This is a genomic window from Pseudomonas sp. NPDC096917 (assembly GCF_044762555.1).
In the GTDB taxonomy this organism is placed as follows: Bacteria; Pseudomonadota; Gammaproteobacteria; order Pseudomonadales; family Pseudomonadaceae; genus Aquipseudomonas.
This window is the reverse complement of record NZ_JBIWEO010000005.1, coordinates 160,074-174,220: the sequence shown is the minus strand read 5'-3', so window position 1 is coordinate 174,220 and position 14,147 is coordinate 160,074. Positions and strand designations below refer to the sequence as shown.

At 57.5% G+C, this 14,147-nt stretch carries 14 protein-coding genes; 6 read left to right on the top strand and 8 right to left on the bottom strand.

Translation table 11 applies throughout. The annotated features are described in order from the left end of the window. Nucleotide 1: 1 nt before the first annotated feature. Nucleotides 2-1,816, bottom strand: a complete 1,815-nt coding sequence (locus tag ACIQYF_RS07970; RefSeq protein ID WP_402859159.1) for a di-heme-cytochrome C peroxidase — start codon at nucleotides 1,814-1,816, stop codon at nucleotides 2-4. Between the two features lie 246 nt (nucleotides 1,817-2,062). On the opposite strand from ACIQYF_RS07970, the gene ACIQYF_RS07965 reads away from it, so the two are divergent. The 4 genes from ACIQYF_RS07965 to ACIQYF_RS07950 all read left to right on the top strand — a co-directional run bounded on the left by ACIQYF_RS07965 (nucleotide 2,063) and on the right by ACIQYF_RS07950 (nucleotide 4,378). Then, nucleotides 2,063-2,782, top strand: coding sequence for an FKBP-type peptidyl-prolyl cis-trans isomerase (locus tag ACIQYF_RS07965; protein WP_402859156.1), 720 nt, complete (start codon nucleotides 2,063-2,065; stop codon nucleotides 2,780-2,782). 415 nt (nucleotides 2,783-3,197) lie between these two features. Then, complete coding sequence (locus ACIQYF_RS07960; RefSeq protein WP_402859153.1) at nucleotides 3,198-3,557, top strand: multiprotein-bridging factor 1 family protein; 360 nt, start codon at nucleotides 3,198-3,200, stop codon at nucleotides 3,555-3,557. Further along, nucleotides 3,554-3,922 (top strand): hypothetical protein, encoded by a 369-nt coding sequence (locus ACIQYF_RS07955; RefSeq protein WP_402859150.1) that lies wholly within the window; start codon nucleotides 3,554-3,556, stop codon nucleotides 3,920-3,922. The genes ACIQYF_RS07960 and ACIQYF_RS07955 overlap by 4 nt, the downstream gene beginning before the upstream one ends. Then, nucleotides 3,923-4,378, top strand: a complete 456-nt coding sequence (locus ACIQYF_RS07950) for a sel1 repeat family protein (protein ID WP_402859147.1) — start codon at nucleotides 3,923-3,925, stop codon at nucleotides 4,376-4,378. Between the two features lie 124 nt (nucleotides 4,379-4,502). Here the strand turns inward: ACIQYF_RS07950 and ACIQYF_RS07945 are convergent, their stop codons facing one another. Next, a complete protein-coding gene (locus ACIQYF_RS07945; RefSeq protein ID WP_402859144.1) occupies nucleotides 4,503-6,584 on the bottom strand; it encodes a carboxy terminal-processing peptidase in 2,082 nt (693 codons plus the stop codon). Nucleotides 6,585-6,723: 139 nt separating this feature from the next. Between ACIQYF_RS07945 and ACIQYF_RS07940 the strand changes: the two genes are divergently transcribed. Continuing rightward, nucleotides 6,724-7,686: a zinc-binding dehydrogenase gene (locus tag ACIQYF_RS07940; RefSeq protein ID WP_402859141.1), complete on the top strand. Its 963-nt coding sequence runs from the start codon at nucleotides 6,724-6,726 to the stop codon at nucleotides 7,684-7,686. A 95-nt stretch (nucleotides 7,687-7,781) separates the two neighbouring features. On the opposite strand, the gene ACIQYF_RS07935 is transcribed toward ACIQYF_RS07940, so the two are convergent. The 6 genes from ACIQYF_RS07935 to ACIQYF_RS07910 all read right to left on the bottom strand — a co-directional run bounded on the left by ACIQYF_RS07935 (nucleotide 7,782) and on the right by ACIQYF_RS07910 (nucleotide 13,038). Next, nucleotides 7,782-8,435 carry an HAD family hydrolase gene (locus ACIQYF_RS07935; RefSeq protein WP_402859138.1) on the bottom strand — a complete coding sequence of 218 codons (654 nt, stop codon included), beginning with the start codon at nucleotides 8,433-8,435 and terminating at the stop codon, nucleotides 7,782-7,784. A 34-nt stretch (nucleotides 8,436-8,469) separates the two neighbouring features. Next, the gene (locus ACIQYF_RS07930) at nucleotides 8,470-9,459 is read right to left on the bottom strand and encodes an ABC transporter ATP-binding protein (RefSeq protein WP_402859135.1); all 990 of its coding nucleotides are present in this window, start codon (nucleotides 9,457-9,459) and stop codon (nucleotides 8,470-8,472) included. After that, entirely contained in the window at nucleotides 9,456-10,256 is an 801-nt protein-coding gene (locus tag ACIQYF_RS07925) for an ABC transporter permease (protein ID WP_402859132.1), read from the bottom strand. Before ACIQYF_RS07925 ends, ACIQYF_RS07930 begins: the two co-directional genes overlap by 4 nt. Next, a complete protein-coding gene (locus ACIQYF_RS07920) occupies nucleotides 10,243-11,079 on the bottom strand; it encodes an ABC transporter permease (protein ID WP_402859129.1) in 837 nt (278 codons plus the stop codon). The genes ACIQYF_RS07925 and ACIQYF_RS07920 overlap by 14 nt, the downstream gene beginning before the upstream one ends. Beyond that, complete coding sequence (locus ACIQYF_RS07915) at nucleotides 11,076-11,891, bottom strand: alkaline phosphatase family protein (RefSeq protein ID WP_402859126.1); 816 nt, start codon at nucleotides 11,889-11,891, stop codon at nucleotides 11,076-11,078. The genes ACIQYF_RS07920 and ACIQYF_RS07915 overlap by 4 nt, the downstream gene beginning before the upstream one ends. A 79-nt stretch (nucleotides 11,892-11,970) precedes the next feature. Next, nucleotides 11,971-13,038: an ABC transporter substrate-binding protein gene (locus tag ACIQYF_RS07910; RefSeq protein ID WP_402859123.1), complete on the bottom strand. Its 1,068-nt coding sequence runs from the start codon at nucleotides 13,036-13,038 to the stop codon at nucleotides 11,971-11,973. A gap of 335 nt (nucleotides 13,039-13,373) precedes the next feature. Between ACIQYF_RS07910 and ACIQYF_RS07905 the strand changes: the two genes are divergently transcribed. Beyond that, entirely contained in the window at nucleotides 13,374-14,099 is a 726-nt protein-coding gene (locus ACIQYF_RS07905) for a UTRA domain-containing protein (RefSeq protein ID WP_402859120.1), read from the top strand. Nucleotides 14,100-14,147 lie beyond the last annotated feature (48 nt).

Sequence of the window (14,147 nt, the reverse complement as noted above, 5' to 3'; positions counted from 1 at the left end):
ATTATTCGGTGGGCAACTCTTGTTCGAGCGGGCCACCAAGAACTTTCAGGTACTCAAGCAGCGCCCAGCGTTCTTCGGGCTGCAACAGGCGCCCGATGACGCCATTGCCGCGGGGGCCGGCCCGAAATTCGTGGCCGCTGTTGTGGTTGCCGCTGATGCGTGTGTCGAGCACAAAACCGCCGTCAAAGGCTTCGGTGCGATAGCCCAGGTGGCGCGGATCGTATTCAAAGCTGCCGCGATAGAAGGTCTGGTCGCGTTCTGATTGCGGTGATAGCAGTTGATACAGCGTTGGCACTGAACCGTTGTGCAGATAGGGCGCGGTGGCCCAGATCCCGTCCAGAGGTCGCGCTTTGTAAGCACGCAACTCCATCACGCCAATCGGCAGGCCGTAGCCGTTGAGGCGCGCTTGTTCTTCAGGGCCGATATTGGCTTCTTTATAAGCATGCTTTTCGACAAAGGCGGTGACGTACGCCAGGCCTTTGGCCACCGACAGCTGGTGCATGTCCAGCGGCTGCTCATTTTTCGGGTACAGCTCCACGTTCATGCTGGCCAGCTCGACCGGGTCCCATTGCAGGGCGCTCAGGTCGTAACGGTTGTCGGCGATGTTATTGGCCGTGTTGGGATCGGTGCCGATCACCTCCACTGGCAGCATGTTGATGTGCTTGACCCTTCGCCCGTTTTCTTCAACTACCGCTGGCACATGGCAGGCGGCGCAGTTCTGGGCAAACAACGCGCGGCCTTTGGCAGCCAGCGGCCGATCAATCTGGCCGAACAGCGCTTGCGGCCAGACTGGCGGCTTGAGCTTTTGCAGGGTCTCTTCGATCAGGTTCAAGTCGCGGACCCGCACACTCGACGGGTAACGGTCGTCGCCTTGCAGAGGCTGGCCATGGCTGTCAAAGAAGTTCAGGGTGGCGCCCACGCCCAGGGCTTCGCCGATATTACGCGCCATGGGTTGTTTGGCCGAGCCGTTCCATTGCACCCAGTCGAACGTCCACATATCCCACAGATGCGGGTAGTCCACCGGGGCGTTGGCGACCCGATAGTTGTCGGGTGAAATCGCATCGCCAAAGCTGGCATTGGCAATTCGGCCGAAGGCGTCGGTGCGGCCCGGACCTTCCAGGGTGGGATACAGGCCGCGATGGGTGTCGTTCCAGGCCACCGCGAGGAAGGTGTCGAGCGAGGCCTTGAAGTCTTTGCGCAACTGTTGGTGCCGCGTTTCGTAGTGGTCGCCCAGCACGGTGCGGGCGAAACGCTCAAACTTCCATGGGTTGTAATACGTGGCCGCGAGGCTGGCGACCAGCGCCTGACCAAAGCTGCCGCCGCGCAGGGTCGGGACGCTTGAAGGCAGTACGTGTTGTGCCGGGCCGCCGTCAATACGCACGGCTTGCCCTTTAAAGCGCAGTTCGCCGGTGTGGCAGGCGGCACAGGTGATGTCGAGGTACTCAACCTCGCTGCCCGGGTTTTGATGGCGGGTGAAACCGACTGGCAAGTTGGCTGGGTTGGCAGCGCTGGGGTGCTGTTCAGGATCGACCAGAAAGCCGAAGCGCGCCAGGTACTCAGGCGTGGCAAACGGTTGCTTTGAAAAAGGCCGTTCAAGGGCACTGAACCAGTCGTAATGCAGGCCTTTCACTTGTGTGCCCTGGGGGGTGTAGTAATAGGTTTGGCGGTCAGCCTGGGTCCATTGATCCAGATAGTGCAATTGCTGCGGGGGCACGTAGGCGGGTAATTTTGGGTTGGCAATGAAATAAATAACGGTGCAAATCCCCAGTGCCAGGATCACGGCGAGCCCTGACAACACACGGTAAAACCAACGCACAGTAACGTTCCTTGTAAGAATTTTTACAGTCTTATGCCTCAGCTAACGTCTAGCATCAAGTGGCTAGCGGTTTGCTAGATAGATTGCTTGAAGTGTTAGCAAAAGTTGCGGTAATTATGAATTGTGATTAGGCCGTGAACTTATCCGCGATTTGCGCCTCTCATGCCGGTAGCCATTGGTTGCGGCCGCCTGATAAGCTCGCGGCTTTATTCGATTGCCCATTTGGCGCATGAACAAGGAAATAGCATGAAACAGCATCGGTTGGCGGCAGCTGTGGCTCTGGTAAGCCTGGTACTGGCGGGTTGCGATTCGCAGACCAGCGTAGAGCTGAAAACACCGGCACAAAAAGCCTCTTACGGCATTGGCCTGAACATGGGCAAAAGCTTGGCTCAAGAAGGCATGGATGATCTGGATTCCAAAGCCGTAGCCCTGGGCATCGAAGATGCCGTTGGCAAAAAAGATCAAAAGCTCAAGGATGACGAGCTGATTGAAGCGTTCGCCGCCCTGCAAAAGCGTGCTGAAGAACGTCTGGCCAAAATGAGCGACGAAGCGTCTGCCGCAGGCAAAAAATTCCTCGAAGAAAACGGCAAGAAAGCGGGCGTAGTCACCACCGCTTCTGGCCTGCAGTACGAAGTGATCAAAAAGGCCGATGGCCCTCAGCCTAAAGCCACCGATGTAGTGACTGTTCACTACGAAGGCAAGCTGATCGATGGCAAAGTGTTTGACAGCTCGGTAGAACGTGGCAGCCCGATTGATCTGCCGGTTAGCGGCGTGATTCCGGGTTGGGTTGAAGGTCTGCAACTGATGCACGTTGGCGAGAAGTACAAGCTGTACATCCCTAGCGAGCTGGCTTACGGCGCACAAAGCCCAAGCCCGGCGATCCCGGCCAACTCGGTGCTGGTATTCGACCTGGAACTGCTGGGCATCAAAGACCCTGCAAAAGCTGATCAAGACGCTGCCAAGTAAGTAGCCTTTTGTAAGTGCAACGCCCCGTCTCGACGGGGCGTTGTCGTTTCTGGGGTTTAAACGACCGGTTTAACCCCGGGCCTTGGCAGCGACAATTTGCCCCATCAGTCGTATCGACTAGTAGCTGTGGGCAAGCAAGTCAATGAATTTATGGGTTTTTTTATGTGTGTAAAAAATGCCCGATCTGAGCGCAGCCCTTGTGGGCTGTGGCTTACAGCGATGAAAATCAGCTCTGTTCACAAGGTTATCCACAATTTGTGTGGATAACATTTGCCGGTTTTCGGGCGGTTCGCAGCCGCTCAGCCGGTGCAACCGGGTAAAGATCAAAAACCCCAGAGACCTTGGCTGCTGTTAGGATTAAGCTTCTAAGGAAAGTTCCGACTCGATCTGCATTAAAGTCTGACGGGGTTTAGCAATGGATCTTCAAATTATCAAGCGTAATGGTGAGCCCGAATACGCGGTTCTCTCATGGGAAAGCTACCAGGCGCTCCTTAAGGCCGCAGGTTTAAATGCTCAGGCCGCTGTGCTTACGGCAACACCCACGCCTGAATCTGAGCGACAGCAGCCAGAGCCCGTACATGCATTGCCGGGCCTGGATCAATTGCGCGGCTTGCGCGAGGACAAGGGATTGGCCCTGGAGGTGTTGGCGCGAACGGTAGGCATCAGCCCTTCCTACCTTGCAATGATCGAAACCGGTGAGCGTCTGCCGGATCTTGCCATTCGCCGTAGCCTGGCTTGGGAGCTGGGTGTTGCGGGCTGGAGGGAAGCCTCATGAGCGTGCGCATCAGTCGTCAACACTGGGATGGGTTATTGGCTGAGCTTGACCAGGCGCGGCGACAACGCCACTTGGTCACGTATCGCGCGCTGCTGGAGCGTTTGCAGTTGCCCAGTCCGGCAATGCTGACCCTGACTTCTGCACTTGAGCACTTGGCGGCCATGGATGCCAAGGCTGAGCAGCCCATACGCAGTTCGCTGGTTATCAGTCAGGGGGCTAGCCGTTTGCCACGCACCGGCTTTTTTGAATGTGTGGAGCGCCTGGGACGTTTTTCCGGGCCGCCGGATGGTGTTGCAGCGGCATCGTGGCATGCCTCGGAAGTGGTTCGGGTGTTTGAATATGACTACGAACACGAGGAAGCGTAAGTGCTGTACCGGCTAAAGGCCCGTGTGAGCTATTGCGTGGCGCGCCAGTTGTTTCACCGAGCGTGGTGTGTGCGTCAGCCGCTTCTGTGGCGCTGGATGGAAGGGCAGTTTGCGCGGATGGCCAACCTGGGTGATACCCGTGCCCAGAGCTTCTATGGGCACATTCTGACCTTTCGCGGCCACGGTTTGGGTGCGCGTGAGGAGGGCGTGCGTTTGTTGCGTCTTGCGGCCTTGGGCGGTGATGGCAAGGCGGCGTATCAGATTGGCGCTTTCAGTTTGGCCGGTACGCCCGTTCGAGGGCCGGATGCCGCTGAAGCGGCCCGTTGGTGGGCAATAGCGACCAAAGCCGGGCACCCGCTGGCGTTGCTCAAACTGGTTGAGTTGTATCGACAGGGCGGGCCAGGGTTGCTGGCCGATCCCGCGCTGGCCAGGTATTACGAGTTCGGCGCTCAGTAGGGACAAAAAAGGGCGGGCCGCATTTTGCGGCCCGCCCTTTTTAACATCTGCCCGATGACACTGCCCGCGACCTTTAACCATCAAAGATCGCGAGCCCGCTCGCGCCTGCAGGAGAGGCGGTGTCTTACTTTTTGGCCACCTGTGGGTTGAGCTTGAGGTAGTCCAGCAGAATCCGCCCGGTTTCACTCAGGTAGGCGTCATCTTCCGGCTTGGTCTTTTCAGGCTCGACCGGCAGTGCGTCTTCGTCTTCTTTCTTCATTTCCTTGAGCGGTGCTTCGCCTTTGGCCTGGCGGCGGGCGTTTTCCATCACCAACTGCTTGGCATCGATGTCAGCGTGCTGTGCACGGCGCTCTGCCTCGTTGAGGCTGACGGTCTTCTCGGCCATCAGTTTGTCGGCCAGGGCCAACTTGTCGCGAATAAAGATGAACTCGGCATCTTTAGCCACACGGGCATCGTGCTCAGCCTTGAGTTGCGTCAGGAACGGCTTGAACGGGTCTGCCGCAGGTTTGATCGCAGGACGGATGGTGTCCCACGGCATGGCCTCTGGCAGCGCGCTTTCACCGATTTCCTTGGTGTCGATGATTGACGGGAAGGCGACGTCAGGCAGTACGCCCTGATGCTGGGTGCTCTGACCGGAAACCCGGTAGAACTTGGCCAGTGTCAGTTTCAGCTCGCCGTGGTTCAGTGGCTGGATGGTTTGCACCGTCCCTTTGCCGAACGTCTGGCCGCCGATAATCAGCGCACGGTGGTAGTCCTGCATGGCGCCTGCGAAAATCTCCGACGCTGACGCCGACAAACGGTTGACCAGCAACGCCATCGGGCCTTTGTAGAACGCGCCCGGGTTTTCGTCTTCCAGTACGTCGACTTTACCGTCAGCGTTACGCACCAGCACCGTTGGCCCCTTGTCGATAAACAGACTGGTCAGCTCGGTCGCTTCCTGCAACGAACCACCGCCGTTGTTGCGCAGGTCGATAATCACGCCATCGACTTTCTCTTTCTGCAACTCGGTCAGCAGTTTTTTAACGTCGCGGGTGGTGCTCTTGTAGTTCGGGTCCCCAGCGCGGAACGCTTTGAAGTCCAGGTAGAACGCCGGGATTTCAATCACGCCCAGTTTGTAGTCCTTGCCATCTTGCTTGAGGTTCAGGATCGATTTTTTCGCCGCCTGTTCTTCAAGCTTTACCGCTTCACGGGTGATGGACACAATTTTGCTGGTCTGGTCGTTAGGCGCGTTGCTCGCCGGAATGACTTCCAGGCGCACCACAGAGCCTTTAGGGCCACGAATCAGCTTGACCACTTCGTCCAGGCGCCAGCCGATCACGTCGACCATCTCTTTGTCGCCCTGGGCAACGCCGATGATCTTGTCCGCCGGAGCGACCTGTTTGGTTTTGTCGGCCGGGCCTGCGGGCACCAGACGCACAACCTTCACTTGGTCGTTATCGCTCTGCAACACGGCGCCAATGCCTTCCAGCGACAGGCTCATGTTGATGTCGAAGTTTTCCGCGTTATCTGGCGACAGATAGTTGGTGTGCGGATCGTATGACATGGCGAAGGTATTGATATACGCCTGGAAGATGTCTTCACTGCGGGTCTGGTCCAGGCGCGCCAATTGGTTCTTGTAGCGCTTGGTCAGCAGTTCCTGAATTTTCGAAGGCTCTTTGCCGGCGATTTTCAGGCGCAGGACTTCATCCTTGATGCGTTTGCGCCACAGGTCGTTGAGTTCGGCTTCTGTTTTGAGCCATGGCGCGTCCTTGCGATCGATCTGCAAGGTTTCCTTGGCCGTGAAGTCGAACGAATCAACGCCTTTGTTCAATTCGGCAAGTGCGAAGTCCAGACGCGCTTTGACGCGGTCCAGGTAGCGCTTGTAAATGGTAAAGCCGGGATTGAGATCGCCGCTCTTGAGGAAATCGTCAAACTGGAATTTCCATTTGTCGAATTCGGCGATATCACTGGCCAGAAAGTAACTGCGCGACGGATCGAGCAGCTTCAGGTAGCTGTCATAGATGATCGCGGAACGCGCGTCATCCAGTGGTGGCTTGCTGTAATGATGGCGTTTGAGCAGCTCAACGACGTTAAGACTGGCAATTACCTCATCACGATCTGGCTGAAGGTTATCCCAACTGTTAGCGGCGAACGTAGTGGCCGAGAACGGCAAAACGCCTAAGCCAATGAAGAGGGCAAGTGCGGTGCTAGGGAATAAATGCTTCATGCTGATTCGACGCGGGGGCAATTGATAACGCATATTAGGCCGTCTTTGAAGTCGCCGGTTCCGTGAAGGACCGGCCGCATAATGCAAGAAGCCCGGTGCAACAGCACCGGGCTCAGTCCAGACTCACTATGGAGGCACTGTGAAAGCATTGCAAGGCGTTGAAGGGCAAGTGACATGGGTTGAAGAGCCAAGCCCAAGCTGTGATGTAGGGCAAATTCGGATTCGTGTGGCGGCAGCAGGGCTTAATCGCGCCGATCTGCTGCAAAGTGCGGGCTTATATCCGCCACCGCCGGGCGCCAGCAAAATGCTGGGGCTGGAGTGTTCAGGCGTGATCAGTGAAGTCGGTCCGGGGTCTTCCTGGCAGGTCGGCGACCGGGTGTGCGCGCTGTTGGCGGGCGGTGGTATGGCTGAGGAGGTGGTGGTTGATGCGCGCCACGCGTTGCCGGTGCCTGAAGGTTTGTCGCTGATTGAAGCGGCGGCATTGCCTGAGGTGTACAGCACGGCATGGTTAAACCTGTTTCAACTGGCCGCGTTAAAGCCGGGCGAAAAAGTGTTGTTGCATGCCGGAGCAAGTGGTGTTGGTTCAGCGGCCATTCAGCTGTGCAAGGCGTTTGGCAGCCCCTGCTGGGTGACGGTGGGGTCGGCAGAGCGTTTGGCCTATTGCGAGGCGTTGGGCGCGCAGGGGGGAGCGGTCCGTGGCGAGGGGCTGGACAGCCTCACGGCGCTGGGGCCGTTTGACGTCGTGCTGGACCCGGTGGGCGCCAATTATGTGGAGTCCAATCTCAAGTTGCTGGCGCTGGACGGGCGCTGGGTGTTGATTGGTTTGATGGGCGGGCGCAAAGCCGAGCTGGACCTGGCGTTGGTGCTGGGCAAGCGAATCCAGCTGCTGGGTTCGACCTTGCGCAGCCGTGATGACCAGTTCAAGGCTGATTTGCTGAGTGATCTGGGGCAGCAGGTCTGGCCGTTGTTCACTGAGCGTCGCTTAAGCCCGCAGCTGGCCAAAACCTTCCCGATTGCACAGGCGCAGGCGGCGTTTGCCGAACTGGCGAGCAATCAGGTGTCGGGCAAGCTGGTGTTGGTGATCGACGCGAGTCTGGTGTAGGTCACTGGATCAGCAGTGTGGGAGCTGGCGCAGGCTGCGATCGTTTGATGTTCAGGATCAAAAGATCGCAGCCTGCGACAGCTCCCACGCCTGTTTTATTTCCAGTGATGAATCGGCCACCCGGCCTTTTCAGCGTGCTCACGTAACACCGGGTCCGGATTGACCGCGTGCGGGTGATCCACTTTGCGCAGTAACGGCAAGTCGTTGCGAGAGTCAGAGTAAAAACTTGCGCCTTCCAGGTTTTCTTCTTGTTCGTCCATCCATTCCAGCAGACGGGTGATTTTGCCTTCGCGGTAGGTCAGGGTGCCGACGGTTTTACCCGTGTAAAAGCCATGGGCCACGTCCAGTTCGATCCCCAGTACTTCATCAATGCCCAGACGCTCGGCAATCGGTTTGACCAAATGCATGCCCGACGCTGAAATAACCAGGATGCGATCGCCTGCCTTGCGGTGTGCTGCAATGGTTTTGGTTGCATCACTGAAAATGATCGGCTCGATGAAATCTTCAACCCACGGCCCGACCAAATGCTCGACTTCTTCCGGCGTGCGGCCCACCAAGGGTTCCAGGCTGAAGGCCATGTAGTCTTCCATCGCCAACCGGCCTTGGCTGTAGGCGTGCATCAGCTCGTTGTTGCGCGTCATGAATGACTCCGGGTCGACCCAGCCCAAGCGGCCCATTTGCTCGCTCCACAGGGTGGCGCAGTCGCCGTGAATCAAGGTCTCATCCAGATCAAAAATTGCCAGGGCCATCAGTACAACTCCCTCTTCATCGTGCTCAAAAGCATCACGCTACCTCACATAAGGTGCTGGTATCGATGGACAACGCCACGCGCTGGCCATCCGGGTACAGATCGGCGGGTGAGCGGTTAAGCACATCGACGACCAGTTCCACGCCACGTACTTCTACCCGATAGCGGATCACATTGCCCAGCAGACTATGGTTGCGGATCAGCGTATCTGGCTCGCCTTGCAGGCTCAAACCCAGGGTTTCCGGGCGAATCGCGATACGGCTGGTGACCGGGCGTTGCAACAGGCGGCTGGCCGTTTGGGCGTCCAGCAGGTTGTAGTTACCAATAAAACCGGCGGCGAATACGTCCACCGGCGAAGCGTAGAGGTTTTCGGCGTTACCGCTTTGTACGATGCGTCCCTTATTCATCAGGAAGATGCGATCACTCATGGTCAGTGCTTCTTCCTGGTCGTGGGTGACGAAAATCGTCGTCAACCCCAGTTCGCGCTGGATCTGTCTAATCTGTTCGCGCAAGTGTTTGCGGATTCGTGCGTCCAGTGCTGACAACGGTTCATCCAGCAGCAGCAAGCGTGGTCGCGTGACCAGCGAACGGGCCAGCGCTACGCGTTGGCATTGGCCACCGGAGAGCTGGTGCGGGTAACGCTTGGCAAAGTCATTGAGCTCCACCAGTTGCAGCACCTCGGCCACCCGCTTGTTGCTGTCGTCAGCCTTGACCTTTTGCATGCGCAGGCCGAAGGCCACGTTTTGCTCGACGGTCATGTTGGGGAACAGCGCGTAGCTCTGAAACACCATACCAATCCCGCGTTTTTGCGGGTTGAGCGGGACGATGTCCTGGCCATCGAGCAGAATTTTGCCTTCATCCACCAGCGTCAGCCCGGCGATGCAACGCAGCAATGTGGACTTGCCGCAGCCGGACGGGCCGAGCAGGGTTACGAACTCGCCCTTGCTGATGGTGAAGTTGATGTCGCTGAACACCGGGGTGGCGGAGTACGTTTTTTGCAGTTGTTCGACACTGACGAAGCTCATTGGCTTTTGTCCTTGTTCAGGAAGGTGGCAACCCAGGTCAGCACCAGTACAAAGAGGAAGTACGAGATCACCAGCGCACTGGTGAAATGGCCGCTGCTGTTACGCATGTTGTTGAGGAACACCTGCAAGGTTTCGTAGCGCGTGCCGACCAGAATGTTGGCGAATACGAACTCGCCAAACAGGAACGAGAACGACAGCAGCAATGCCACCAGCATGCCTTTGCGCAAGTTCGGCAACACCACCAGAAACGCTGCCTGCCAGGTGCTGGCACCGAGCAGTTGGGCGGCGTCCATCAGATCGTGCAGGTTGATGGCTTGCAGGTTGTTGGTGATGGCCCGGTACATGAACGGCAGGGCCACGGTGAAGTAGCAACCGATCAGAATCCATGGCGTGCCGACCATTGCCATTGGCCCCGAGCCGTACAGTTGCAGCAGGCCGACCGACGACACCACAGGCGGCACGGCAAACGGCAGCAGAATCAGGATGTTCATCAGTACGTCGAGTTTGGGGAAGTGGTAATGCACCACGAACAACAACGGCAAAATCAGCACCACTGATAGCACCAGCGCCCCGACGCAAATCAGCAACGAATGCCCGAATGCAGTCAAAAATCGCGGGTCGCTCCACAGTTGGGTGTACCACTTGAAGGTAAAGCCACTGGGTAAAACGGTTGCTGACCAACTGCTGGCAATCGAATACACAAAGGTGCCAAGCAGCGGCAACAGCAAAATGATGAACAGCAGGTAGACCACGCTGCGGTGGTAAACGCTGGCAGGTGCGGCTTCAGCGCGCGACATGGTAGCTCCTCTTTAACAGCCACTGATGCACCAGAGTCACCAGGGTCATCAAGCCCACCAGAATCACGGCCAGCGCACTGGCCATGTTCGGATCCAGGCTGATATCGCCTGACACCATCGCGGCGATACGGATCGGCAGAACGTTGAAGTTGCCGGTCGTCAGGGCGTACACCGTGGCGTAGGCGCCCAGTGCGTTGGCCAGCAGAATCACAAAGGTGCCGAGCAAGGCGGGGGTCAGTACCGGGACACCGATGTAGCGCCAGAACTGCCAGTTGTTGGCGCCCAGCAGTGAAGCCGACTCGCGCCAGTCTTCACGCAGGGCATCGAAGGCCGGGTAAAGCAGCAACACCCCCAGTGGGATCTGGAAATAGGTGTACAAAATGATCAGGCCGGTTTTCGAGTAGAGGTTGAAATCTTCGATGATCCCCGCCTGTTTGAGCATGATTGTGATGCTGCCGTTAAAGCCCAGCAGAATGATGAAGGCAAACGCCAGCGGCACCCCCGAGAAGTTGCTGGTCATGTTGGCGAAGGCGTTCACGAAATTGCGCAGACGCGAATCGACCTTGTGCAGTGAATAACTGCCGAGTATGGCAATCACAATGCCGAACAGGCTGGACCAGAAACTGATTTCCAGGCTGTGCTGGATCGCCTGTAAATAGAATTTGGATGCGAAAATCTTGTTGAAATTGTCCAGACCCCAGCCGGTTTCTTCCGATTGCAGGCTATGAATCATCACCCACACCAGTGGGGCGATCTGGAACACGATGAAAACGACGGCGAAAGGCACCAGGCACAACAAGCCCAGCCATTTACCTCGGGTCATGGTGCGGGCCTCAGTAATTGCTGGCACAACGGTTTGTCGTGGGCGACACCCAGCAACTGGCAAATCGTGCCGCACAGTTCGGTTTGTTTAGGGGTGGCATCGGGGTTGAGGCTGAACGCTTCGCCCAGCACAAACAGCGGTACTTCGCGTTCTTCGGGCAACAGGCCATTGTGCGAGCGGTCGTTGTTCATGCCGTGATCGGCGGTGACCAACACCTGGTAGCCCGCATCAAGCCAGCCTTGCAGATAGTCGGCCAGGATAATGTCGGCCGAGCGTGCGCTGTTGCGGTATTGCGGGGTATCGAGGCCGTGCTTGTGCCCGGCGTCGTCGATGTTCATCGGATGCACCACTAAAAAGTCCGGTGCATGGCGCATGCGCAGGCTTTCGGCATCGGCAAACACATGGGAATCGGGGTAGTGATCGTTCCAGTAAAAGTGCCCGTGCTGGATGGGCAGGTCGCCGTCATCGGTGTGGCGGTCGCGGGCGGCAACAAACGGCGAGCGGTTGTACAGTTCGCTGACCCAGTGATAGGCCGCGGCTGCGGTGCTCAAGCCCGCCTCGCGGGCGTAATGGAAAACGCTGCGTTGGTTGGACAGGCGCGACACATGGTTATGCACAATGCCGCTTTCAATCGGCGGTACACCCGTGAGGATGCACTCATAAAGAGGGCGCGACAGCGCCGGTAGTTCACAGGTGAGGGTGTACAGTGCTGCGCGTCCTGCGCCGACATACGCCTGCAAATGCCCCATGGCATGGCGGGCAACGTCGTAATTGAGCCCATCGAGTACCACCAAAATAACCTTGTGTTTCATGTACTGCGACTCCGCAAGCGAACGGTACGCCCACATCTGTAGCCGCTGGCGCAGCGTGCGTCAGCGGCTACAGGGTGGCTTAGTTCATGTTGATAATGACTTCTTCCTGCCATTTCTGAGGCAGGGCCTTGGAAGTCTTCTCCCACGCGTCGGCGTCTTTGATCGGGGTCACAACTTTGTACTGCTCGTTGGGCAGCAGCTTGGCCTGTACATCGGCTGGCAGTGTGAGGTGCTCGGCACGAATCGGGCGTGCGTTGCCACGTGCCAGGTTGGTTTGGCCCGCATCGCTGAAGATGTATTCGCGGGTCAACTTGGCGGCGTTCGGGTGCTTGGCGTATTTGTTGATGAGGGTGGTGTAGCCGGAGATGACGGAGCCATCGGACGGGATCAGCACAACGTAGTCATCCGGGTTGGCCATTTTTGCCTTGTAGCTCAGACCGTTGAAGTCCCAGACCACGCCCACTTCGATTTCGCCTTTTTCCATCGTTGCGATGGTTGGGTTGGCCAGCGACAAGCGGCCTTGTTTGGCAATGTCAGCAAACATCAGCAAGGCAGGTTGAATGTTCTTTTCATCCCCTCCATTGGCAATGGCTGCGGCCAGAACGCCGTTGGCTGCTTGAGCGGCCGTGCTGACATCACCGATCGAGACTTTGTATTTGCCGGATTTCAGATCGGACCATTTGGTCGGGACTTCAGAGCCGTGCAGCAGCTTTTTGTTGACGATAAACGCGATGGTTCCCGTGTAGGCAAGGGCCCAGTTGCCGTCTTTATCCTTGGCCCAGTCCGGGATTTGCTCCCACGTGGTGGGCTTGTAGGGTTGGGTAACACCCTTGCTCACTGCGATAGGGCCGAAGGCGGCACCCACGTCGCCGATGTCAGCGCTGGCGTTGTCTTTCTCGGCAGCAAACTTGGCCACTTCCTGGGCCGAGCTCATGTCAGTGTCGATGTGTTTGAGGCCATACAGCTTGTTCAGGTCTTCCCACGTGCCTTTCCAGTTAGCCCAGTCATCGGGCATGCCGACACTGTTGACAGCACCCTCAGCCTTGGCGGCTGTTTCGAGGGCTTTCAAATCGACATCGGCAGCCATGGCCGAGGTGCAAAGGGCGATGCTGGTGCCTAACAGTGATGCCAGGAAAAACTGTTTCATCCGAAGCTCCTTTGGCGTTATCAACGCTGTTTTTTTTGATTTTTTTGCAGTGGGTTGGTCTAGGTCAGCAATACCTGAGCCAATCTAAGCCGAGTCCATGACACTTTAATGTCGGCATTGGTTATGCAAGCCTTTTTACTGACCCGGCCACAGGCTTGGGCTAAGCGTAGACCATGGCCAAAGCCCCAGCGGGTGGGCAGTTGGTGGCAAAAACCAGTGTGGGTGTCATCGAACAGTCATGTGCACTGCCTAGGCTTGTGTCCTCAAGAGTTGAGTGTTTTGCAGGCCGAGCCTGCCCACATTTGGTGCTGGACTAGTCCAGATAGGTAACGTTGATGCGAGAAGGTGCACCCAAAGCGGTGACAGCCATTGGATTGGCGCTGCAAGAACAGATTGAACATGGCCTGTTGGCATGCGGCAGCCAGTTGCCTGCTGAGCGCAAACTCAGCGAACTGTTCTCGACGACCCGCATTACCGTTCGCGAAGCCTTGCTCCAGCTTGAAGCCCAAGGCCTGGTATACCGCGAGGAGCGTCGGGGGTGGTTTATTTCACCGCCGCGCCTGGCTTACAACCTGATGCAGCGCAGCCACTTCCATGCCATGGTCAGCGCCCAGGGGCGGGTGCCGACCACCGAGGTGATTTGCGCGCGTTTGCAGCCCGCTTCGGCCGCAGTCTGCGCGCGTCTGCAACTGCCGGCCTTTTCCAGCGTGATCCAGATCTGCCGAGCACGGCGCATTGATGGGCGTTTGGTGCTGTATGTCGAGCACTACCTGAACCCACAATACTTCCCGAACATTCTGCAGTTCGACCTCACCCAGTCGATCACGCAGCTGTATGCCCGGCACTACGACTTGCACTATGGGCGGGTGCGCTTTGAAATCGTCCCTACGGCGTTGCCTGCGCCAGCGGCGGCAACGCTTAAGGTGTCGACGGGCAGCCCCGGATTGAGGATTGAGCGGATCAACTACGATCAGCACGAACGCTTGATCGACTGTGACCTGGAGTATTGGCGACATGACGCGATTCATGTCGGGGTGGATGTGCCGCAGGGTGACGATTAAAAGATCGCAGCCTGCGCCAGCCCCACAGGAGATTTCAGTGCCACCTCT